Origin of the sequence: Mycobacterium neumannii (assembly GCF_002245615.1) — a bacterium.
Taxonomy (GTDB): domain Bacteria; phylum Actinomycetota; class Actinomycetes; order Mycobacteriales; family Mycobacteriaceae; genus Mycobacterium; species Mycobacterium neumannii_A.
The window spans coordinates 150,381-174,106 of sequence record NZ_NKCO01000001.1; the positions used below are offsets into that span (position 1 = coordinate 150,381).

The 23,726-nt window shown below is 66.7% G+C and carries 16 protein-coding genes; 8 read left to right on the forward strand and 8 right to left on the reverse strand.

From position 1 onward, the window contains the following. The first annotated feature begins 20 nt into the window (after positions 1-20). The 5 genes from CEX88_RS00800 (at position 21) to msrB (ending at position 12,780) form a co-directional block, all read left to right on the forward strand. Positions 21-1,586 (forward strand): alpha/beta fold hydrolase, encoded by a 1,566-nt coding sequence (locus tag CEX88_RS00800; RefSeq protein ID WP_094292275.1) that lies wholly within the window; start codon positions 21-23, stop codon positions 1,584-1,586. A 36-nt stretch (positions 1,587-1,622) separates the two neighbouring features. Continuing rightward, positions 1,623-2,936 carry an arabinofuranan 3-O-arabinosyltransferase gene (aftC, locus tag CEX88_RS00805; protein ID WP_082961555.1) on the forward strand — a complete coding sequence of 438 codons (1,314 nt, stop codon included), beginning with the start codon at positions 1,623-1,625 and terminating at the stop codon, positions 2,934-2,936. Between the two features lie 128 nt (positions 2,937-3,064). After that, positions 3,065-4,132: an oxidoreductase family protein gene (locus tag CEX88_RS00810; protein WP_094292057.1), complete on the forward strand. Its 1,068-nt coding sequence runs from the start codon at positions 3,065-3,067 to the stop codon at positions 4,130-4,132. A 2-nt stretch (positions 4,133-4,134) separates the two neighbouring features. Beyond that, on the forward strand, positions 4,135-12,357 hold the full coding sequence (locus CEX88_RS00815) for an AAA family ATPase (protein ID WP_094292058.1): 8,223 nt from the start codon (positions 4,135-4,137) through the stop codon (positions 12,355-12,357). Between the two features lie 9 nt (positions 12,358-12,366). After that, positions 12,367-12,780: a peptide-methionine (R)-S-oxide reductase MsrB gene (gene msrB / locus CEX88_RS00820; protein ID WP_064395327.1), complete on the forward strand. Its 414-nt coding sequence runs from the start codon at positions 12,367-12,369 to the stop codon at positions 12,778-12,780. Between the two features lie 103 nt (positions 12,781-12,883). Here msrB and CEX88_RS00825 read toward each other — a convergent pair whose 3' ends face one another. Genes CEX88_RS00825 through hemE form a run of 4 tightly spaced genes read right to left on the reverse strand, consistent with a single transcriptional unit; the run spans position 12,884 to position 16,339 of the window. Beyond that, on the reverse strand, positions 12,884-13,195 hold the full coding sequence (locus CEX88_RS00825; protein WP_094292059.1) for a hypothetical protein: 312 nt from the start codon (positions 13,193-13,195) through the stop codon (positions 12,884-12,886). A gap of 27 nt (positions 13,196-13,222) precedes the next feature. After that, positions 13,223-13,918, reverse strand: a complete 696-nt coding sequence (hemQ, locus tag CEX88_RS00830; protein ID WP_064426012.1) for a hydrogen peroxide-dependent heme synthase — start codon at positions 13,916-13,918, stop codon at positions 13,223-13,225. Positions 13,919-13,922: 4 nt separating this feature from the next. Then, entirely contained in the window at positions 13,923-15,278 is a 1,356-nt protein-coding gene (locus CEX88_RS00835) for a protoporphyrinogen oxidase (RefSeq protein ID WP_094292060.1), read from the reverse strand. Then, positions 15,275-16,339: a uroporphyrinogen decarboxylase gene (gene hemE / locus CEX88_RS00840; protein ID WP_094292061.1), complete on the reverse strand. Its 1,065-nt coding sequence runs from the start codon at positions 16,337-16,339 to the stop codon at positions 15,275-15,277. The genes CEX88_RS00835 and hemE overlap by 4 nt, the downstream gene beginning before the upstream one ends. A gap of 164 nt (positions 16,340-16,503) precedes the next feature. On the opposite strand from hemE, the gene CEX88_RS00845 reads away from it, so the two are divergent. Both CEX88_RS00845 and CEX88_RS00850 read left to right on the forward strand, forming a co-directional pair. Beyond that, positions 16,504-17,040, forward strand: coding sequence for a DUF3000 domain-containing protein (locus CEX88_RS00845; protein ID WP_231744895.1), 537 nt, complete (start codon positions 16,504-16,506; stop codon positions 17,038-17,040). A 2-nt stretch (positions 17,041-17,042) separates the two neighbouring features. Continuing rightward, the gene (locus tag CEX88_RS00850; protein ID WP_094292062.1) at positions 17,043-18,341 is read left to right on the forward strand and encodes an HRDC domain-containing protein; all 1,299 of its coding nucleotides are present in this window, start codon (positions 17,043-17,045) and stop codon (positions 18,339-18,341) included. On the opposite strand, the gene CEX88_RS00855 is transcribed toward CEX88_RS00850, so the two are convergent. From CEX88_RS00855 to nhaA, 3 genes are all read right to left on the reverse strand, one after another. Then, entirely contained in the window at positions 18,338-19,252 is a 915-nt protein-coding gene (locus tag CEX88_RS00855) for an alpha/beta fold hydrolase (RefSeq protein ID WP_094292063.1), read from the reverse strand. The genes CEX88_RS00850 and CEX88_RS00855 overlap by 4 nt on opposite strands. A 129-nt stretch (positions 19,253-19,381) precedes the next feature. Then, complete coding sequence (dxs, locus tag CEX88_RS00860) at positions 19,382-21,295, reverse strand: 1-deoxy-D-xylulose-5-phosphate synthase (RefSeq protein ID WP_094292064.1); 1,914 nt, start codon at positions 21,293-21,295, stop codon at positions 19,382-19,384. Between the two features lie 28 nt (positions 21,296-21,323). Beyond that, the gene (gene nhaA / locus CEX88_RS00865; RefSeq protein ID WP_094292065.1) at positions 21,324-22,652 is read right to left on the reverse strand and encodes a Na+/H+ antiporter NhaA; all 1,329 of its coding nucleotides are present in this window, start codon (positions 22,650-22,652) and stop codon (positions 21,324-21,326) included. 128 nt (positions 22,653-22,780) lie between these two features. On the opposite strand from nhaA, the gene CEX88_RS00870 reads away from it, so the two are divergent. Beyond that, positions 22,781-23,242: a hypothetical protein gene (locus tag CEX88_RS00870; protein WP_066841410.1), complete on the forward strand. Its 462-nt coding sequence runs from the start codon at positions 22,781-22,783 to the stop codon at positions 23,240-23,242. Positions 23,243-23,244: 2 nt separating this feature from the next. Here CEX88_RS00870 and CEX88_RS00875 read toward each other — a convergent pair whose 3' ends face one another. After that, on the reverse strand, positions 23,245-23,724 hold the full coding sequence (locus CEX88_RS00875; protein WP_066841411.1) for an MSMEG_6728 family protein: 480 nt from the start codon (positions 23,722-23,724) through the stop codon (positions 23,245-23,247). Positions 23,725-23,726 lie beyond the last annotated feature (2 nt).

Sequence of the window (23,726 nt, forward strand, 5' to 3'; positions counted from 1 at the left end):
GCATCAGTACTGTGGTCGGCATGCATCGGCGTGGTCAGCTGGTTCGGCTTCTCAGCCTGGCGACCGTCGTGGCGTTCGTCGCGGCGTGTTCGCCGGGGCTGGCGGCCAATCCCCGCTTCGCCACCGACTCCGGGGCGGGGCCTCAGGGTGAGCCGGAAACGACCCAAGCCGCTGACGGCCCGCCGCCCATCGAAGCACCCAAAAACGACCTGGCGTGGCGCGACTGCACGTCGCGGGTGTTCGGCGACGCGGCCGTGCCCTCCGTGCCGGGTGTGACGCTGGACTGCGCCACCTACGACGCCGACCTCGACCCGATCAACGGTGCGTCGGGCTCGGTCAGCATCGGTGTGGTGCGCGCCCGCGGACCGCAGACCCCCCAGGACGCCGGCCCCGTGGTGATGACGACCGGCTCGGACCTGCCGTCGTCACTGCAGCTGCCGGTCTGGCTGTCGCGCGCGGGTACCGATGTGCTCAACAGCCACCCGATCGTCGCCGTCGACCGCCGTGGCATGGGCATGTCCGGGGCGCTGGACTGCCGCGACCTGTTCGACCGCCAGGAAATGCTCGACCAGGCGCAGTTCCAGTCCGGCGACGATCCGGTGGCGAACCTGGGCGCCATCGTGCAGACCGCGACCACAAGCTGCACCGACACCATCGCCCCCGGTGATTCGGCCTACGACAACTCCCACGCCGCCGAAGACATCGAGCGGCTGCGCAGCACGTGGGACGTGCCCACCCTCGCACTGCTGGGCGTCGGGAACGGCGCACAGGTGGCGCTCGCGTATGCCGGGTCGCATCCCAACAAGGTCGCGCGCCTGGTGCTCGATTCTCCTCTGCCGCTGGGCATTGCCGCCGAAGCCGCGATGGAGCAGCGGGTCAAGGGCGAGCAGGCCGCGCTGGACGCCTGGGCCGCGCAGTGCGCCGCGATCAACTGTGCGCTGGGCCCGGATCCGAAGGGCGCGGTGGACGCGCTGCTGTCGGCCGCACGCCAGGGCCGTGGACCCAACGGCGCCGCCGTCGCGACCGTGGCCAACGCGATCTCGACCGCGCTGGCCTACCCCCGCGGGGACCGCATCGAGTCGAGTAATGCGCTGGCAACCGCGATCGCGGCCGCACAGTCGGGTGATCCCGCGCCGTTCACCGATCTGATCGCGCGTGCCGAGAGCCTGCGGAACACCGACGGTCAGTTCGTCAACGGCTGTAGTGATTCGCTGAATCGGCCCACTCCGAACCGGGTGCGCGAATTGGTCGTGGCCTGGAACAAGTTGTATCCGCAGTTCGGCACGGTCGGCGCGCTGAACCTGGTCGATTGCCTGAACTGGCCGAGCGGTGCGACACCCCAGCAGCCCGAGAACCTCAAGATCCCCGTGCTGCTGCTCGGGACCCAGAACGACCCGATCGTCGGCAACGAGGGCGTCGCCGCGGTCGCGGCCACGGTGATCAACGCCGGGTCGGCCAACAGGCGGGTGATGTGGCAGGGCATCGGGCACGGCGCCTCGATCTACTCGCCGTGCGCGCTCCCGCCGGTCCTGGGTTACCTCGACAGCGGCAACCTGCCCGACACCGATACGTTCTGCCCTGCCTGACGCCTGACCTCGACCGCGGTCGGGTACCGTGCGGTCGTGCGCGATCTTGTGGCCAGTTCCTTGACGACGCCCTTCCGGCCCCGGACCTCCCCGCCCAGCGTTGCGTCGGTGTTGAAGGTGATCCTGTGGCCGCTGGCGATCCTGTTCATCATCCACCGCAGCTACGTGCTGGCGACCAACGGCTACATCACCGACGACTACGGACCCGTCTACCGGGCGGTCGTCAATTTCAAGATGGGCTGGGACATCTACAACGAGCACTTCAACCACGTCGACCCGCACTATCTGTATCCGCCCGGCGGGACGTTGTTGATGGCGCCGTTCGGCTACCTGCCCGTCGACGCCTCGCGGTACTGGTTCATCACGTTCAACACGATCGCGATCGTGTTGGCCGCCTACTTCCTGGTGCGACTGTTCGGTTACGGCTTCCGCTCGGTCGCCCTGCCCGCCCTGCTGGCGGCGATGTTCTGCACCGAAAGCGTGATCAACACACTGGTTTTCGGCAACATCAACGGGTGCATCCTGCTGGCCGAGGTGCTGTTCTTCCGCTGGCTGCTGGACGGTAAGCGCAACCATCAATGGCTGGCGGGTGCAGCGATCGGATTGACGCTGGTGGTCAAACCGCTTCTGGCGCCGCTTTTGTTGTTGCCGCTGCTGAACCGTCAGTGGCGCGCGGTGGTCGCCGCCATCGCGGTGCCGGTGATCTTCAACGCCGCTGCATGGCCGTTGATCAGCGACCCGATGAACTTCGTGACGCGCACCGTGCCCTACATCCTCACGACGCGCGACTACTTCAACAGCTCGATCGCCGGCAACGGCATCTACTACGGTCTGCCGACGTGGCTGATCCTGTTGTTGCGCATTGCGTTTGCGGTGATCGCCGTGATCTCGCTGTGGCTGCTGTACAAGTACTACCGCACCCGCGACCCGCTGTTCTGGATGACGACGTCATCGGGCGTGCTGTTGATCACCTCGTTCCTGGTGCTGTCCCTGGGCCAGGGCTACTACTCGATGATGCTGTTCCCGTTCCTGATGACGGTGGTGCTACCGAACTCGGTCCTGCGTAATTGGCCTGCGTGGCTTGCGATCTACGGGTTCATGAGCGCCGACCGCTGGCTGCTCGGACACTGGCCCACGACGGGGCGGTTCCTCGAGTACATGAAGTTCACCTACGGGTGGGGCCTGATGCTCGTGGTGGTCTTCTCGGTGCTGTACTTCCGCTATCTGGACGCCAAGGCAGAGGGCCGACTCGACGACGGGATCGACCCGACCTGGTTGAAGAAGCCGCCGCCGACCGAGCCGGACAGTGCGGGAGAACCGGCGAGGCCCGTCGCACCGCCGATCAGCTGAAGGTGACGGCTCCGACAGTATTTGCTAAGTCAAATGCATTCCTGACGCTGCCGCCTTTATTACCAGTGCTGATGTGCTTGTGATCTCGTACGATTGATTCGCTCGCGGGTCAACTGGGGAGGCGCAATATGCCGAGAATCCCGGTAGATCCGCAACTCATCACCCCTGAATGGCTCAGCGAGGTCCTACAGGCTGATGTCCGGGTGTGCAAGCTCGCGCAATTCGGGATCGGCGTCGGGTTGCTCGGCCGCCTTTATCGGGCCCACCTCGTCGGCAGCCCCGACGTGCCGCCGACGGTCGTGGTCAAGCTCCCGACGCTGGACGCGATCGCGCGGACCAACCTGTGCGAGAACCTCGAGTTCTACCGCCGGGAGGTCCGGTTCTACCAGGAGATCGGCGTCACTAATCCGCTGCCGCCGGCGCGTCCGTACTTCGCAGCCTTCGACGACGAGACCCACGATTTCGTGTTGGTCCTCGAGGACCTTGGTCGACTGCGTATCGCCGACCAACTGGAAGGCTGCTCCGTCACCGACGCCGAGACCGTCATCGACACCCTCGCCCGGCACCAGGCACATTGGTGGGACAACGCGCGCCTCGCCTCGCTGCCATGGCTCAAAGTGCACGCCGTTCCGCCGTTCTCCGAGGTGATCATCAGCAACTACCACGCCGCATGGGCGACGTTCGTCAAGCGTCTGGGCGACGAGCTGTCCCCAGCGATCCGGGACTACGGCGACCGATTCGAAGCGTCGATGCCGTGGTTCCTCCATGAGGTATCCCGTCATCCTCGAACATTCCTGCACGGAGATCTTCGGCTCGATCAGATGTTCTTCGCCACCAACCCCGTCGATCCGCCCGTCACGGTGCTCGACTGGCAGGTCATCTCGAAAGGCCGGGGCGCCTTCGATCTCGGTTACTTTCTGACCCAAAGCCTCACACCCGAGGCGCGCCGTGGCTGCGAAGACGAACTGCTCGCTCGGTATCGCGAACGTCTTGCCGAGAACGGAATCGATTACTCCGCAGATCAATTAAGACGGGACTACCGGATCGCCACCGCGTGGTGCTTCCTGTACCCCGTCATGGCCGAGGGCCGAATCCAAGTTGTCAACGAACGAAGCCTTCGGTTGACCCGCACGATGTTCCATCGCGCCGTCGCGGCTCTCGAGGACCACGACGCCTTCACGCTGAGCCTGGATTGAGCATGGCTGAAAGCCGCCGCACCTGCGCCACCTGCGGGACGACGAATGAAGAGGACGCGCGCTTCTGCGAGGGCTGCGGCGGATCGCTGGCGCGGGTGTGCGCGACGTGCGGCCTGGAGGCGCGGGCCACCGCGCGGTACTGCCGGGGATGCGGCGCGCCGCTCGAGGTGCAGGCGAATCAAGCGGATTTGCCGGTTGCGGGTCCGGCGCGCAAAACGGTGACGGTGATGTTCGCTGATCTGGCCGGGTCCACCACGTTCGAGGAACAGGTCGACGCGGAGACAGCCCGCGATGTGATCGGCCGCTATCACGCCCTGCTGCGCTCGACTGCCCAGCGGCACAGGGCCGGTCTGACCAAGTACATCGGGGACGGGTTCATGGCCGTCTGGGGTGTGCCCGAGATCGGAGCCGAGGACGCCGCCAGCGCCGTCGACGCGGCCGTCGAGTTGCAGGACCGATTCGTCGGTTTGGCCGCCCAGGTCGCGGAGGCTCACGGAACCGAACTGGCGCTGCGAGTCGCCGTCAACACCGGCGAGGTCGTCGTCGGGGCGGGCGACGCCGACCTGGTGGGCGACGCCCTGAACGTGGGTGCCCGCCTCGAAGCCGAATGCCCTCGCGGTCAAGTCGTGGTCGGCGAGGAGACCTGGCGAGCGACGCGAAGTCGGTACGGCTACGAGTCGCTCGGCCGGGTGCAGGTGAAGGGCCGTAACGCGCCGGTCGCGGTGTACCAGTGGCTCGGACTGCAACCGGACGCGGCGGACGCCACCCCATTCGTCGGCCGATCGCAGGAGGTGCGGCGACTTCAAAGTGTGCTCGACGACGCGATTGCTACGCGTGCAGCCCGACTGGTCACCGTTGTCGGTGACCCTGGCGTCGGCAAGAGTCGACTGGCAGCGGAATTCATTGCTGCTCAGACTGATACGTCTGTGATCCAGTCTCGATGCGCGATCGACGGGACCGTTGCGCTAGCACCGATCGTCGAGATGCTGCGTGCCCACGACCTCGAAACCGACATACCGGCCGATGTATCGGAGCGGGATCGCCTGCTGCGCGCCCTGAACGGTCTGGCCACCGGCGTACCCGGCTCGGTCGAGGAAAACTTCTGGGCGTTGCGCAGGTTCATCGAAGTGTTGGCGGGAAGCGGCCCGGTCGTGTTCGTACTCGACGACATCCAGTGGGCCGACAGCCTTCTGCTCGACTTCATCGAGCATATCGTCGAGTGGATCAAGGAAGTGCCGGTACTCGTCTTAGCTCTGGCACGACCCGAGCTGCGCGAGCTTCGTCCCGATCTCGTCGCCGCAAGCCGTTGGGTCGCCGACACCATCCATCTCGACGGCCTCGACGCCGGCGCGACCGCCGAACTCGCCGCCAGGGTTCTGGGCGCCGCCAAGTTGCCTTCCGAGCTGCTTCATCGGCTGCCTTCCTCCACCGGCGGCAACCCCCTGTTCGTGCGGGAACTCGTCGGAATGCTTGCGCACGACGGAGTTCTCGTCGAGCAGCCGACCGGCTGGGAACTGACGATCGACGTCGACGCCATCACCATCCCACCGACGATTCACGCCCTGCTCGCGTCGCGACTGGAACGTCTCGACCCTGCCGACCGGCGCGTACTGGAGATCGCCTCGGTGGTGGGGAGCGACTTCTCGGTCGGTACGGTGCGCGCGCTCGCCCGTGGTCAGGCGGATGCGATCAAGATGTCGCTCAACCGACTTCGCCGTCTGGAACTCGCCCAGCCCACGGGCACCTACGTCGGTGACGAAGCTGTATGGGGATTCCACCATGTGCTGATCCGCGACGTCGCCTACCGGCGACTGTTGAAGTCGGACCGAGCGGAACTGCATGTACGCCTGGCCGACTGGGTGGAGGCGGGCGGACCCAGCGTCGCGTTCGAAGCCGACGAGATGATCGCGCGACATTTGGAAGCCGCTCACGTCTATCGTCATGAACTCGGCGAATTCACCGAGCACACGAGTGATCTGGCTTTGCGTGCCGCACGCCATTACTCGGTTTCGGCGCGGCGGGCGCTCGACCGCGACGAGTTGATATCCGCGGGCACCCAGGCGGCACGAGGCTCGGCTCTTGCGGCGGCCGACAACACGGTGCACGCCGAGCTCTTACTGACAGCCTGCGAAGCGTTTCTGTCCGCCGGCGACGTCACCGCCGGAGCCGGACTTGTCGACGAGCTCGAGCGTACTGCAGGAGAAGCGTTGGCTCCATGGGCGACGTGCTACCGGTGCCAGCACGGCATCTATACAGACCCTGAGCGGTTACTGGAGTACGACAGCCTCCTCCAGGGCGCAATCGACGAATTCGCCCGCCGCGCCGACGCCGCCGGGCTAGCTAAGGCGCATCGCGTACGAGCGAGCGCACGGCTGCGTCTTGGCCGGGTCGGTGACGGCGAACTCGACCTGTTCGAGGCGTTGATCGCGGCGCGCCAGAGTGGGGACCATCGGCAGATCACCGCGGCGTTGGGCGCTGCACCGGGTGCAGCGCTGTGGGGGCCGAGTCCCGTGCCGAAGGCCGGCGGCCGATGTCTTGACGTGGTGCGGATGCAACGGATGACGACGGCCGCGCCCTCGCTCGAGGCGACGTCACTGCGGCATCTGGCCGTCCTGGAACTGCTACGCGGACGGCCGGACAAGGCGCGCAGGATGCTTGGCGATGCTCGCCAAATAGTGGCCGACCTCGGTCTGCGACACGGCCTGATGGAAACGGAGTTGTTCGCCGGGATCATCGAGTTGATGGAGGGCGATGCGGTCGCCGCGGAGCCGCACTTTCGAACGGCACTGGAAGGGCTCGACGCGTTGGGCGTCGGCGCCGACGCGGGGCAAGCCGCCGCCCTATTGGCAAGATCCGTTCTTGCGCAGGGCCGTATCGACGAAGCCGACCAGTACGCAGCTGAAAGCCAGGGGCTCGCAGGCCATAATCTGAAGACGGCGATCGCCTGGCGCGCGGTGCGGGCCGAAATCCTCTCGGCTCAGGGCCGCCAGGGTGATGCGGTAGCGATGGCCACGGATGCGGTGACGGTCGCCAGCGGGACAGACCTCGTTCTCGACCACGCGGAGGCCTGCCTCGCGTTGAGCCGTGTGCTCACGGCAGCGGGAGATCGCGAGGGCGCCGTCACCGCTCGAGATGACGCCAAGGCGCTGTATACAGCTAAGGAAGTGTCCATTTCGATTGGGCTTACCGACGAGCCCGTAGCCACGCCCTCGGAGAAACCCGTCCGAGCAGCAACAGGTCCCAGGGATGAGCGCACCGCGGTGGTCGCCGGCAGGCTCGCGGTCACCAATGACTCCTGTCGATACTTACCCGCCTTCATCAAGGCGACTAAGGAACACGACACCGAGGGCGCCCTCGCCTGGTTCTCAGACCGGTTCGTCTACGACGACCGGCGACGCCTGAGCGGCGAGCCCGTCATTGGCCTCGACGCGATGCGGACGGCGATAGAGCGGGTTTCAGAGCAGTACACGCACTTCGAATTTCACGTCCTCGCTGTCCGCGGCCGGCGCCTGCATCTTGTGTGGAGCCGGTGGGCAGACAACGACGGAAACGTCGCAACCTCCTTCTACGTCAATGAAACCGGCGACGACGACCGCCTCCTCTACCACATCCGCTTTGACGGGGACGACTTCGAAAGCGCCTACCGCGAACTCGAACGGCGCTACTACGCCGGCGAGGGAGAGGAGTTCGCCGCGGCGGGTGCTGTGACGACTGAGATAGTCCTCGCCATGAACCGACGAGACTACGACCGGGTTTTCGGTGAACTCTTCGTTGAGGACTTCAGGCTCGAGAATCGTTCCCACGCGGCGCATCCCGAACTCTCGGCCGACGAGTTCCGCGGCACTCTGGAAGAACTTGACGCGATTGTCGCCTCGTCTCGTGTGTGGGCGTCAGCGATTGAGTGGCTGTCACCGAGCTGGCTCGTTCTCCGCTTCTCGCGAGAAGCTACGGGACGAGATGACGAGAACTACGAGTGGGCCAGTATCCATGCAGCCGAGATCCGGGCCAACCGGCTCGTATCGATATGTCAATTCGAAATCGACGATGAGGCAGCCGCTTTCGCTTATGCCGAGGAGCGGGTGCGGGCGGCCGCCAGTCGGCTAGCACTCGCGAACCGAGCAACCGAGTTGTTACCGCAAGTGTTCGAGGCGCTACGGTCCCACGACATCGACGGCGTTGTTGGCGCCTATGCGGATGGATTCGTGTATGACGATCGGAGACGACTCAGCGGTGACGCCATCGTCGGTCGGGAAGCCATGCGGACGGCCGTGACACAAATTTGCAGGCAGTACACCGTGTTCGACTTTCACGTGTTCGCGGTGCGCGGTGATCGCCTGGTCCTGGTACGGAGTCGATGGTCCGACGAGGCTGGGAACGCGACGGCGTATATGCACGTCTTCGAGGTTGACGATGCGGCGTGTGTTCTCTATGACGGTCGCTTCGACGAGGATGACTTCGAAGGTGCCTACCGCGAACTCGAACGGCGCTACTACGCCGGAGAGGGCGCCGCGTTCGCCGAATTGGGGGCTGTCACGACCGAATGGATCACTGCGCTAAATCAACGCGACTACGGCCGATTGATCGGGGAGCTCACGGCTCCCTCCTATCGTCTCGAGAACCGGTCGAGTTCTGTGTTCGGCCACCGCACCGCAACCGATGTCAGAAGCTCCTTTGAAGACTTAGACGCCGCGGTGGGCTCGTCGCGGTCGTGGGAGGCCGCCGTGCGCTTCCTGTCGCCGACAATTGCCGTCTTTCGCTTCGAGCGCGAGGCAATGGGCCACGACGGCGAGTCTTATTCGTGGACTTGGCTTGATGTCTGCGAGGTTCGTGACGGACGGGTCGCCGCCGCCTGTCGGTTCGACCTCGACGATGAGGATGCAGCGTTCGCTTACGCCGACGAGCGGGTGCGGGCCACCACCAGTCGACTCGCAGTCACGAACCGGGCCAGTGAGCGGGTCGACAACGCCTGGCGCCAAGGGACGGCCGGTTACGTTGACAGCGCGATGGCGTTGTACTCGGATCTGTTTGTATACGACGATCGTCGACGCCTGAGCGGCCACCCGATCGAGGGTCACACTGGATTGCGGGCCGCCGCAGCGCGCATCAACGAGCAGTACCCACACTCCCAATGGCGAACTCTGGCGGTCCGCGGCGAGCGACTGGAGCTGCGCTGGAGTCGCTGGTGGGATGACGCCGGGAACGAAACGGTCAGTCTGAACCTCCACGAGATCGACGATGACGGGCGCGTCGCCTATCACGGCCGGTTCGATGAAGACGATTTCGAGGGTGCCTACCGCGAACTCTGCCATCGGTATTGGACCGCCGAAGGTGCTGCGGTCACCGAATCAGCCTCTCTGGTAGCCGAATTCATGCTTGCTACCGACAAAGGAGACTTCGACCTGGCGTTCCGGCAGCTGGCCAGTCCTGAGCTGCGCACATACAACAAGTCAAGCTCAGTCTTCGCGGACCGGTCGGCAGGCGATCTGCGCGCCAGCTTGGAACAACTCAAGTCGATGGTGGCCTCCAATCGCTCGTGGATTGCGGTCGAGTATTACCTGTCGCCGGAGGTCGGGGTTGCCCGTCACGAACGTGAAGCCATCGGCCACGACGGCGAGTTGTACTCCTGGACAAGGATCATGGCCGGAGAGGTCCGCGACGGTCGACTTCTATCGATGTGCCAGTTCGAGTTGGACGATGAGCGGGCGGCGTTCGCTCATGCCGAGGATCTGCTGCGTGCGTCCGCCAGTCGGCTAGCCATCAGCAACCAGGCCAGCCGGGCGTGGCACTCCGTGAGGGCGGCGATGGAGGCTGGTGACGCCGATCGCGCCGCGGCATTGTTCGCCGACTCGTATGTCTACGACGACCGATGGGCGATGGCGGGCACCCCTCCGACGGACGTCCGCGCTGCCTGTGAGGAAATCCTCGCGCAGTACTCGATCTTCGAGGGCGAGGCCCTGGCGGTACGGGGTGAATCGCTGCAGCTGTCACGAACGCGATGGGCGAACGACGCCGGATTCGAGACGAGATACCTGCACGTCATCGAGACCGACGAAGATGGCCTCGTCTGCTACTACGGCCGATTCGGCGACGACGACTTCGACGGCGCGTATCGGGAGCTCGAACGCCGGTACTTCGCCGGCGAGGGAGCTGCATTCGCTGAAGCCGGCCAGATGACCATCGAGTATGCCTCCGCGCTGAACAACCACGAATGGGACCGACTCTTCGGCGAGCTCAGCGCGGACGGAATGCGCATCGAAAACCGGTCACGGTCTGGGTTCCCCAATCGTTCCGCCCACGAGCTTCGCGCGACCATCGAAGACCTCGACGGGATGTTCGCGTCGGTGCGCCAGTGGCATTCATCGACATGCTGGCTGTCGTCGACTGTCTGCGTCGGCCGTCACGAGCGGGAGGCGGTCGGGCGTGACGGTGAGCGCTATTCGTGGACACGGCTCCTCGCCTTCGAAGTTCGCAACGGACAGATGGCATCGATGTGCGTGTTCGAAATCGACGACGAGGAAGCGGCCTTCGCGTGCGCCGACGAGTTACTGCGATCTGCGAACAGCCGACTCACAGTGAGCAATCTGGCGACCAGGACGTCCGACGACCTGTGGAAGACGATGGAGGCACGAGAAGTCGATGCCGCTGCAGCACTTTTCGCGGACTCTTTCGTCTACGACGATCGTCGACGCCTTGCCGGGAACCCTCTCGGGGAGACTAGCGCTGCTCTGGAGCGGATCCTCGAGGATTATTCGACATTCGAAAGCAAGACCTTAGCGGTGCGCGGTGAATCACTGGCCCTCGGTTTGATGCATTGGGCGAATGATGACGGCTTCGAGGTTCGGTATCTGACGGTTCACGAGGTCGATGACAACGGGCGGATCGTCTACCACGGTCGCTTCGATGAAGACGATTTCGAGGGTGCCTATCGTGAACTTGAGCGACGGTACTACTTCGATGAGGGCGCTTCATTCGCCGACGCAGGTGCCACACAGACCGAGTGGATCGTCGCGCTCAACCGCGGCGACCTCGACCGGTTGTTCGGCGAACTCATGGAACCCGGGATGCGCTTCGAGATGCATTCCAGCTCAGCATTTCCCGACAGTTCGCTCACAGAGGCGCGCGCCGCTATCGAGGACTTCAATGCGCGTGTCGACTGGGCACGAACATGGCTATCAGCTCTCTGTTGGGTATCGCCGACATGTTGCGTCAACCGCACCGAGCGCGAGGCCATCGGTCCCGACGGCGAGCGGTACACCTGGACGCGACTCAGCGTCGTGGAGTTTCGCGACGGGCGGATGGCCTCGGAGTGCGAGTTCGACGCCGATGACGAGGACGCCGATGACGAGGACGCCGCCTTCGCCTGCGCCGAGGAGCGCATCCACGCCGTCGGCAGCCGGTTGCCGTTGACCAACAGATCGTGCGATACCGTCGCCGCGCTGCAGAACGCCATGCGGGCCAAGGATCTTGAAGGGGGTATCGGCTGCTACGCAATCCCATGCGTATACGACGATCGACGCCGGGTCAGCGGGGATCCCGTTCGTAATGCCGCCGGGCTGCGGCTGGCCGGGAAACGGATCTTGGCTCAGTACAACAACTTCGAGTGGCGAACTCTAGCGGTCCGCGGTGACTTTCTGAGTATGCACTCCAGCGTCTGGTCGGACGACGCCGGCAACGCAACGTCTTACCTCCACGTCTACGAGGTCGACGACGCTGGACATTTCGTCTACGAGGGTCGCTTCGACGAGGACGACTTCGAGAACGCCTACCAAGAACTCACGCGGCGGTACTGCGTCGGCGAAGGAGCGGCCGTCGCAGAGGGTGCGACCCACATCGCCAAGTACCTGATGGCCATCAACCGTCGGGAGTGGGACCGGGTGTTCGGGGAGATGGCTACCGCCGACATGCACGCCGTCAGCCGTTCGCGATCCGGGTTCCCCGACCGGTCAGTCGCCGACTTACGAGCCAGCTACGAGGACCTGTGCGCAATGGTCTCCTCGGTACGTTCGTGGCACTCGATCGAACGATGGATTTCACCGACGGTCGCGGTGACTCTGCACGAACGCGAGGCCACAGGTCACGACGGCGAGCGATACGAATGGACCCGCATCATCGTGGGCGAGTTTCGCGAGGGACGTACCACGCATCTTTCGGAGTTCGACGTAGACGACGAGGCTGCCGCGTTCGCCTACGCCGAGGAGCGGGTGCGTCGCACAGAAAATCGCTAGCGTGGAGGCATGACCACACCGGCCCCCAAACTGCAGCTGACCGATGACGAGTGGCGCAAGAAGCTGACCCCCGAGGAGTTCCACGTCCTTCGCCAGGCCGGCACCGAGCGCCCGTTCACCGGCGAGTACACCGACACCAAGACCGAGGGCATCTACGAGTGTCGCGCCTGCGGTGCCGAGCTGTTCCGCAGTAGCGAGAAGTTCGAATCGCACTGCGGCTGGCCGTCGTTCTTCGACCCCGCCGACTCCGACGCCGTCATCTTGCGGTCCGACGACTCGCTGGGCATGCGCCGCGTCGAAGTGATCTGCGCCAACTGCCACAGCCACCTGGGCCACGTCTTCGAGGGCGAGGGCTACCCCACGCCGACCGACCAGCGCTACTGCATCAACTCGATCTCGCTGCGGCTCAAGCCGACCTCCTGACGCGAAATTGCATTCCAGCAGGGCTTTCACTCGAAAAAGTTCTGCCGGAATGCCATTTCGGCGCGATTCGGCGCCATTTCGGCGCGATTCGGCGCCAAAAGAGCTACGCCGGGTAGACGGCGAACTCGGCGCGGTCCTCGGTGTCAGCGACACACTGGAACAGCAGCGGCGCGGTCATCGCGTTGCCCGAGTAGCAGGTGAACGGGCCGATGACCTGGTATTTGTCGCCGTTGAGGTCGTACTTCGCGGCGTAGTCCGATGCGGTGATGCAGTCGATGTCGCCGGCCGTGATGTCGATGACCTGACCGAACCGCGGCGCACACTTCTCGCTGTCTGGAGCCTGCGCCAACCCCGTCGGCGCCGCCGCCAGCGCCCCGATCGACATCGCCGCACCGAGCAGCACCTGTGTCCTCATCGGTCCATGATGACCGAGCGACGCCGGTTACGGCAGGCGATCGATCAACTGCTCCGCGCTGATCCGCGGACCGGTGAAGAACGGCGTCTCCTCGCGGACATGCCGCCGCGCATCCGTGGCACGCAGATCACGCATCAGGTCGACGATGCGGTGCAGTTCCGGCGCCTCGAACGCCAGGATCCACTCGTAGTCGCCCAACGCGAACGCCGGCACGGTGTTGGCCCGCACGTCCTTGTAGCCGCGCGCCGCCATGCCGTGTTCGGAGAGCATGCGGCGGCGCTCCTCGTCGGGCAGCAGATACCAGTCCAGCGACCGCACGAAGGGATACACGCAGATGTAGTTCCCCGGCTCCTCGCCCGCCAGGAACGCCGGAATGTGGCTCTTGTTGAACTCCGCGGGACGGTGCAATGCGACGTTGCTCCACACCGGATTGCTGGCGCGACCCAAGGCGGTGGTGCGCCGGAAGTCGGCGTAGGTGGCCTGCAGCGCCTCGACGTTGTCGGCGTGTGTCCAGATCATGAAGTCGGCATCGGCGCGCATACCCGCGATGTCGTACAGGCCGCGCACCACGACGCCGCGCTCCTCCTGCTGCTTGAGGAACGTCGCGGTCTCGTCGACGACCGCGCCGCGCTCCTCTCCCAGTTCCCCGGGCCGCACGGCGAACACCGAGAACATCAGGTAGCGAAGGGTCGAGTTGAGCGTGTCGAAGTCGAGCTTGGCCATAGCTCTATCGTGCCACGCGCGTGGTGACCAGCGACGCCACCGCCCTGGTGGCCGCCGACACACACGCCGGTACGCCGATGCCGTCCAGATAACCGCCTGCGACCGCGATCGTCGGCGGCAGTCCCGAGCGCAACTCGGCGACCAGCCCGCCGTGCCCCGGTCCGTACTGCGGCATCGCGTCGATCCACCGCTGCACGTGGTAGTCGACGGGCTCGGTCCTGACACCGAAGAGCGTGGCGAGATCCTCGGCCGCCCACATGAGCAATTCCTCGTCGCCCACGCTGCGGGCCAGGTTGTCGCCGAACCGCCCGAAGGAGAGCCGGACCAACTCGACGCTGCCGCGTTCACCCCACTTGCGCGACGTCAGCGTGACCGCCTTCGACCGCAGTCGTTCACCGCCGGCCACCAACACGCCGGACTGCTGCGGTAACGGCGTACCGCCCGGCAACGCCAACGCCACCAACGCCGTCGACGCCACCGGGATGCGCCCAGCCGCGGCCGCACTTCGGGGAGCGACCTCCGCGACCAGCCGCGCCAGCCGGGGCGCAGGCACGGCGAGCACGACAGCGTCGGCGTGGTAGCGGGCGCCCTCGTCGTCGACGAGTTCCCAGCCCCGCGCGCCGCGGTGCAACCTTTCGACGGTGACCTGCTGCCACTGTGCGCCGGCGCGCCGGACAAGCTCGTCGATCAACACCCGGTAGCCGCCGTCGACCGCGCCGAAGACCGACCCGGTGACCGGCGGCGGCGCCGCGTCCCGAACAGCCTCGGTGAGGGTTCTCGCGCCGCGGTCGAGCGCCACAGCCAGCGTCGGCACCGCCGAACGAACCCCGATCGTCGCCGCATTGCCTGCGTAGACACCGGCCAGCAGGGGTTCGACCGAACGGGTGACCACCTGCTCACCGAACCGGTCGCCGACCAGCTCGGCAACGGACGGGTCGGCGCCCGGGCGCCACGAGAACGGGCGATTGGGTTCACCGTGCATCCAGGCGATCGTCGCCTCGTCCACCAGCCCCGCCAGCGCCGACGGCTGCGCCGGTATCCCCTGCAGCGTGCCGGCGGGCAGCGGATGCAGCCTGCCCTGGCTGTAGATCAGCGGGCGCGCGCCGGTCGTGCCGATCTGGCGGTTCGCCAGACCCAGCTCGGCCAGCAAGGCAGGGACTTCGGGTCGACGCGCGACGAACGCCTCCGCACCCACGTCCATCGGTTGGCCGCCGATCCGCTCGGTGCGCAGCACGCCGCCCAGCCGGTCGGCGGGGTCGAAGAGCGTGATCGACGCGTCGGGACCCGCGGCGACGCGCAGGCGGTATGCGGCGACGAGACCTGAAATCCCGCCGCCGACAACGCAATACGATGGGCTCACAGGGAATGCACCAGCGCCACCACTTCAGTGATCACCCCGGGATCGGTGGCCGGGAGTACGCCGTGCCCGAGGTTGAACACATGCCCGGCGGCGCCCGCATCGATCGCCCGCCTGCCGTCGTCGACGACCGCACGCGCGGCGCGTTCGGCCACCGGCAGGCCGGCCAGTAGCACCACCGGGTCCAGGTTGCCCTGCAACGCCGTCCCCGGGACCACCCGGGCGGCGGCATCGGACAGCGACGTGCGCCAGTCGACCCCGACCAGCGCCGGGGCGCCGTGTCCGGAGGCCGCCTGCGACATCGCGCCCAGCAGTTCGGCGGTACCGACACCGAAGTGGGTCATCGGCACTCCGGCGGCGGCCAGCGTCGCGAACACCCGGGTGCTGTGCGGCAGTACATAGCTGCGGTAGTCGGCCAGCGACAGCGTCCCCGCCCATGAGTCGAACACCTGGATCGCATCGACACCCGCGTCCACCTGAACCTGCAGGAACGCGATCGTCACCTCGGTCAGCGCGGTCATCAGCGCGTGCCACGTCTCGGGTTCTCCGAGCATCATCGCCTTGGTGCGTTCGTGGTTGCGGCTCGGTCCGCCCTCGACCAGATAGGAAGCCAGCGTGAAGGGCGCGCCCGCGAACCCGATCAACGGCACTTCACCGAGTTCGGACACCAGCGTCCCGACGGCCTGGGCGACCGGCGCGACCTGCTCACGCTCCAGCGGTCTCATCGCGCCGACGTCGGCGGCGGTGCGAATCGGGTGCTCGATCACCGGGCCGACGTCGGGAACGATATCGAGGTCGATGCCCGAGGCCCGCAACGGCACCACGATGTCGGAGAACAGGATCGCGGCGTCAACACCGTGCCTGCGGATCGGCTGCAGGGTGATCTCGGTGATCAGCTCGGCATCGAAGCAGGCCTGCATCATCGTGTTCTTCGCCCGCAGTGCGCGGTACTCGGGCAGCGAACGGCCCGCCTGCCGCATGAACCACACCGGCACGCGGCCGGGTTTGCGGCCGCGGGCGGCGGCCAGATAGGCGGAGTCGGGCAGCTCACGGCGTGTGTTCATCGCTGTCAATGCTGCCATGTGGATCTGGCGCGGCCCGCTTCGCCTCGACCGGATCGGTGCCCAACAAGATCGGCGCGCCACGCGCACAGACCTGCTCGAATGGTCTAGCGTCAAACGTCGTGACCACCGCCGAACCGGCTCAGTTCCGCGAAGCGGTGGCGGCGATGAATGCCACCACCGTCCGCCCGGAGATCGAGCTCGGCCCGATCCGCCCGCCGCAGCGGCTGGCGCCGTTCAGCTATGCGCTGGGCGCAGAGGTCCGCCATCCCGAGACGGCGATCGTGCCGGAGCGCTCGGAGGGTGACGCGTTCGGCCGCCTGATCCTGTTGCACGATCCCGAGGGCGCCGACGCGTGGGACGGCACCATGCGCCTGGTCGCCTACATTCAGGCCGATCTGGACTCCAGCGAAGCCGTCGACCCGCTGCTGCCCGAGGTTGCGTGGAGTTGGCTCGTCGACGCCCTTGCCGAGCGCGCCGAGCACGTCACCGCCCTGGGCGGCACCGTCACCGCCACCACGTCGGTGCGCTACGGCGACATCTCCGGCCCGCCCCGGGCCCACCAGTTGGAACTGCGTGCATCCTGGACGGCGACGACGCTGGAGTTGGGCCCGCACGTCGAGGCGTTCTGTGAGGTGCTCGAGCACGCCGCCGGGCTGCCGCCGCAGGGCGTCACCGACCTCGGCTCACGCACCCGCGCTTGACGATGCCCGATCCCGACGAGGCCATCCCGCAGGCGGCCGCGCCCGAAGAGGCCGAGCCGGAGGCGACGCCGCTGCTGGTGCCCCGCGACGGCGTGCCCGCGCTGTCGACCAGTGTCAGTGAGATCCGCAAGGCCGCCGAGTTGCTGGCCGCCGGCCACGGCCCGTTCGCGGTCGACGCCGAGCGCGCCTCGGGGTTCCGCTACTCCAACCGTGCCTACCTCGTCCAGATCCGACGCGACGGCGCCGGCACCGTGTTGATCGACCCGGTGAGCCACGGCGCCGATCCGGTCGAAGCGCTGGCCCCCGTGGCAGAGGTGCTGGCCACCGACGAATGGGTACTGCACGCCGCCGACCAGGATCTGCCGTGTCTGGCCGAACTCGGCATCCGGCCGGTCCGCCTGTACGACACGGAGCTGGCGGGCCGACTCGCCGGCTACGACAAGGTCAACCTCGCCGCGATGGTGCAGCGGCTGCTGGGCCTGCAGCTCATGAAGGGCCACGGCGCCGCCGACTGGTCCAAGCGGCCGCTGCCCGACGAATGGCTCAACTACGCCGCTCTCGATGTGGAGGTGCTCGTCGACCTGCGCGACGCGGTGGCCGCGGTACTCGAGGAGCAGGGCAAAACCGAGTGGGCGGCACAGGAATTCGAGCACCTCAGGAAGTTCGAGGCGACACCGACCCGCCGGGACCGCTGGCGACGCACGTCGGGCATCCACAAGATCCGCGACGCCCGCGCGCTGGCCGCCGTGCGCGAACTGTGGACCACCCGTGACCACATCGCGCAGCGCCGCGACATCGCGCCGGGCCGGATCCTGCCGGACTCGGCGATCATCAACGCCGCCACCACCGACCCCGACACCGTCGAAAAGTTGACGGCGCTGCCGATATTCGGCGGCAACCGGCAGCGCCGCAGCGCCAAGGTCTGGCTCGACGCGCTCGCCCGGGCCCGCACCACGCAGGACCTGCCGACATCGCAGGAGCCGCCGAACGGTCCTCCGCCCGCGTCCCGGTGGGCCAGGCGCAAACCCGAAGCCGCCGCCCGACTGGACGCGGTGCGCGCCGCGCTCACCGGTGTGTCGCAACGGGTTTCCGTGCCCACCGAGAATCTGCTCTCCCCCGATACCGTGCGCCGGTTGTGTTGGGACTGGGAGCCGGTCGACGACCGGGCGAAGGTGATCGAGGCGTTTCTGCGTGACGCGGGCACGCGGCCATGGCAACGCGAGTTGACGGTGCCTCCGCTGGCCGAGGCGCTGACCAAGGCCGACGCTGCGCTTGCCGAGCAGGGATCCGCCGGAGGCTAGGCGGTCACCTTCTCGACGTGAATCAGGAAGTGGCGCAACACTTCCTCGGGAGCCTCCAGTTGCGGCCAGTGTCCGATGTCGTCGGCGAGCATCACCACGTCGGCGTCGGGAATCACTTCGGCGTACCGACGCGCCATGTGTGCCCCGGAGTTCGGGTCGACGGGTCCGTCGATCAGGCGCATGGGCACCGTGGTTCGGCGCATGGCGCGCACCCATCGGTTGCGGTGCGTGTACCGGTCGCCCAAGAATCGACCGACCTTGTGCAGCACGCGCTTACCGTCGTTGTAATCGAGAATCTGATGAAAGCGGTCCATCAGCTCGCGTGAGGGCTTCGTGTTCGGCCCGAACAGTTCGTCGAGTGTTCGCTCGAGCATCCCGCGCGACAGCGAACTGCGTCCCTGCAGAGGACTCATCAAGTCGCCCAGCGGAGTTCCCGACATGAGCTTCTGCATGGTGCGCGGAGTGTAGGCCTCGTTGAACAGCCCACCGTTGAGCCAGGTGATCGACTGATAGCGCACCGACCCGTACGACTGCTGGCCGAACTCGCTGCGGGCCAGGAGTTCTTGGCCGACCGAATCGCCGAGATCGTGCGCCAGCACGTGACATTGCCCGACGTTCAGGTGCTCCAGCAGCGCCTCGTGGACGTCGGCATGATCGAGCACCGAGTATTCGTAGGCGACGGGTTTCGCCGAGAAGCCCATGCCGATCATGTCCGGTGCGATGACGGTGAAGCGATCGGTCAGCGTCGGCCAGACCAGTGACCAGTCCCACGAGTTGAAGGGATAGCCGTGAATGGCCAGCAGCGTGGGGGCCTCACCCAGCGGCGGGCCGTCGACCCGATAGAAGATCTCGAAGCCCAGGTAATCGAAGTAGCGGCCCGCGGCCTTCCAGCGCTCCAACTCGGCATCCATCGCCGCAGCCTAACCGGATTGCTGATGCACGCGGGTTCGAGCGGCTCGACCCCATCGATGAGCGTGCACAGACTGCTGAATCCGCCCGGTGTGTGGTGAACAGACACGCACACTCGCGGGACTGGAGCGCTAGTCGAGCTGCTCGCTGACCTCGGCTTCGCTGACGGAGGCGCCCTGAGCCGCGACCCAGCCGGTGATCTGGCGGGCCACGGTGCGATCGGTCAAGCCGACTTCGGCGAGCACCTCGCCGCGGGACGCCTGAGCGAAAAACTCCTGCGGCAGGCCGACGTCGCGGCATGGCACATCGACCTCGGCGCGGCGCAATGCCGCCGATACCGCAGACCCGATACCGCCGTTGACACCGTTGTCCTCGAGCGTGACGACGAGCTTGTGTTCGCGGGCCAGCGCGGTGATCGCCTCGGGCACCGGCAACACCCAGCGCGGATCGACGACCGTCACACCGATGCCCTGGTTACGCAGGAGCTCGGCGACCGCCAACGCCATCGACGCGAACGGACCGACCGCCACCAACAGCACGTCGCCGGCGAGCTCGTCGGCCGGCACCGCCAGCACGTCGACCCCGTCACGCCGTTCGACAGCCGGAATGTCCTCGCCGACATCGCCTTTCGGGAACCGGATGGCGGTCGGGCCGTCGTTGACGTCGAGCGCCTCGCCGAGTTCCTCCCGCAGCCGAACACCGTCCCGCGGTGCGGCCACCCGCATGCCGGGCACGATGCCCAGCATCGACAGGTCCCACATGCCGTTGTGGCTTGCGCCGTCGGGGCCGGTGATGCCCGAGCGGTCCAACACCATCGTCACCGGCAGCTTGTGCAGCGCCACGTCCATCATGACCTGGTCGAACGCGCGGTTCAGGAAGGTCGAGTAGATCGCGACGACGGGATGCAGGCCGCCCATCGCCAACCCGGCCGCCGACGTCATCGCATGCTGTTCGGCGATGCCCACGTCGAAGAACCGGTCCGGGAAGCGCTGGCGGAATGCCGTCAGACCCGTCGGGCCGGGCATCGCCGCGGTGATCGCGACGACGTCGCGGCGGCGTGCCGCATAGCCAATCAGCGCCTCGGAGAACGTCGACGTCCAGCCGGGGCCGGGGACCGACGTCGCCAGCCCGGTCTCGGGGTCGATGACACCGCACGCATGCATCTGGTCGGCCTCGTCGTTCTCCGCCGGCGCGTAACCCATGCCTTTGCGGGTGACGACGTGCACGACGACGGGCATGTTGAAGCCCCGCGCCCGGCGCAGCGCGACCTCGACGGCGTGCTCGTCATGGCCGTCGATGGGCCCGACGTACTTCAGGCCCAGGTCGGTGAACATCACCTGCGGCGCCAACGCGTCCTTGATGCCGGCCTTGATGGAGTGCATGCACTGGTAGCAGACCTCGCCGATGACCGGGACGCCGCGCACCGCCTTGCGGCCCTCTTCGAGCACGCGTTCGTAGCCGGGCTGCAGCCGCAGGCCGGCCAGGTGTTCGGCGAAACCGCCGATGGTCGGCGCGTAGCTGCGGCCGTTGTCGTTGACGACGATCACCACGGGCCGTCGCGCCGCGGCGATGTTGTTCAGCGCCTCCCAGCACATACCGCCCGTCAGCGCGCCGTCACCGACGACGGCGACCACATGGCGATTGCGGTGTCCGGACAGCTCGAACGCCTTGGCGAGCCCGTCGGCATAGGACAGCGCCGAACTGGCGTGGCTGGATTCCACCCAGTCGTGTTCGCTCTCTTCGCGGGAGGGATAGCCGGACAGGCCGCCCTTCTTGCGCAGGCTGTCGAACTCGTGGCTGCGGCCCGTCAGCATCTTGTGCACGTAGGACTGATGTCCGGTGTCGAAGATGATCGGATCGTGTGGCGAATCGAACACCCTGTGCAGCGCGAGCGTCAGCTCGACGACGCCGAGGTTCGGGCCGAGATGCCCGCCGGTGGCAGCCACCTTGTGGATCAGGAATTCGCGGATCTCACGCGCTAGATCGCTCAGTTGCGACTGCGTCAGGTGCTGCAGATCTGCGGGCCCGCGGATCTGTTCAAGCATTCGTTCAGTCTACGCACGGCCGTCGCAGTCAGTCGTGTCGAGCTTGGTAGATGTCGGGCACACCGTCGTGGTCGGAATCAGCGGTTTCCTCTTCGTAGATCTGGCGATATTGCCTGTTCCGCAGCCTTAAGAGCACCGCGGCCATGGCAGCGGAAACCAGAGATCCGGTCAGCACCCCGATCTTCACGAATTCGTCACGTTCGGATCCGATGCCGTAGGCGAGGTCGCCGATTAGCAGCGACACGGTGAACCCGATGCCCGCCAGCATGGCGATGCCGAGCACGTCGATCCACCGGACCGCGGCGTCCAGATCGGCTCTGGTGACCGACGCCAGGATCCGCGTGGTCAGGAAGATGCCGACCGGTTTCCCGACCACCAGACCCAGCACGATGCCGAGTGTGATCGGGTCGGTCATCGCCTCGGCGAACCCCGTGTAGCCGCCGATGCTCACCCCGGCGGCGAAGAACGCGAACACCGGAACCGCGAACCCCGCCGACAGCGGGCGCAGGCGGTGTTCGAAGTGTTCGGCCAGCCCCGGCCCGGCCTCGGGTCCGCCCGCCGCCTGCGAACGCACGACAGGCACGGTGAAGCCGAGTAGCACACCGGCCACCGTGGCGTGGATGCCCGACTCGTGCATCAGCGCCCAGGTGGCCAGCGCGAGCGGAACCAACAGCCACCACGACCGGATGCGGCGCTGCACGCACAGCGCAAAAAGGGCCAGAGGCGCCAGGGCCGCCAACAACGCGACCCAGTTGATCCCCTCGGTGTAGAAGACGGCGATCACCAGCACCGCAAGAAGGTCGTCGACGACAGCAAGCGTCAACAGGAACGTGCGCAGCGCCGAGGGAAGGTGCGTGGAGATGACAGCGAGCACCGCGACGGCGAACGCGATGTCGGTTGCCGTCGGGATCGCCCAACCCCGCAGGGCGTCGTCGCCGACGTGAGCGGTCACCGCGACGAAGATCAGGGCCGGGGCCACCATTCCGCCGACGGCGGCGGCGATGGGCAGCGCCGCGCGGGCGGGGTCACGCAGGTCGCCTGCGACGAACTCGCGTTTGAGCTCGAGTCCGACGACGAAGAAGAACAGGGCCAACAATCCGTCGGCCGCCCAGGTGCCTACCGTGAGGTCCAGGTGCAGGCCGAACGGTTCGCCGCCGATCTTCAGATCGCGCAGGGCGAAGTAGCTCTCTGACCACGGCGAATTCGCCCACCCGAGCGCGACGGCCGCAGCCACCAGCAGGATCGCGCCTCCGACGGTTTCCCGGCGCAGGATCGAGGTCACCCGGCTGGTCTCGGACCATGATCCGCGGGAGAACAGCGTCCGCCGTCCGAAGCGGCGCAGTGGGTTGGCGGTCACGGTGGGTCCCGATCTGTAGGGGTCGACAAGACAATTGCCGACCAGACTTCCCGGCACACCCTGTCGCTCAACGTATCAACGCGATGTAGCCACCGCAGCGGCAGGCGCTTGGCCTACGTTGGTCCCAAATGATCGTCGAACGTCAGAGCACCATCGGGGCGCCCATTGAGCAGGTGTGGGCGCGCATCGTCACGCCTGAGGGCATCAACCACGAACTGCGGCCGTGGATGACCATGTCGATGCCGCGCGGCAAGAAGGACCTGACCGTCGAGACGATCCCCGTCGGCGAGCCCGTGGGCCGCTGCTGGATGCGGTTGTTCGGGGTGCTGCCGTTCGATTACGACAACCTGACGATCGCCGGCTTGTGGCCGGGCCGCGGCTTCCACGAGGAGTCGACGATGCTGAGCATGCGGCTGTGGCGGCACGAACGCACCCTCGAACCGGCGGGCGACGCCTCAACCGTGGTCCGCGACCGGCTCACCTTCGAACTGCGGGCACCGCTGCGAGTGCTGACGCCGGTCATCGCGGCGGCTGTCGGGGCGCTGTTCGGGCACCGCCAGCGCCGACTGGCCCGGTACTTCAGCGGCTGACGTCAGATCGCGACACGTCGGGGACGGTCGGAACCCGGCCAGACGTAGTCCAGGTCGTCGGGAATGTCGGGGAAGAACGTGCGGTAGTGCTGCGGGTCCTTGCGCACCAGCACCGACTGGTGGCTGCGGTGAAACTCCGGATCGCCCAGCCACGGCGGGACCTCCCCCGCCGCGGCCAACTCGTCCTGGGTGCGCGGAGTGGCGATGCCGGTGGTGCGGGTCAGGTCGGTGAGCATGGTGGTCGCACACGTGTCGGCGTGGCCCAGCCGGCACCATGCGGCGCAGATGTCGAGCCCGTAGCGGACCAGGGCTTCCTCGTAGCCGGCCCACATCGCCGCTGCGGGGTGATGGCGCCAGCCGTAGCCCGGGACGGTCAGGGCGCGAACCACCTGGATGGTCTCGACCCGCTGTTTGCCGAGCCGCTTCGTGTCGAGGACGCGGGCGGTGTCGTCGAAACCCGGGCAGGGCAAAAACGTCTGCATCC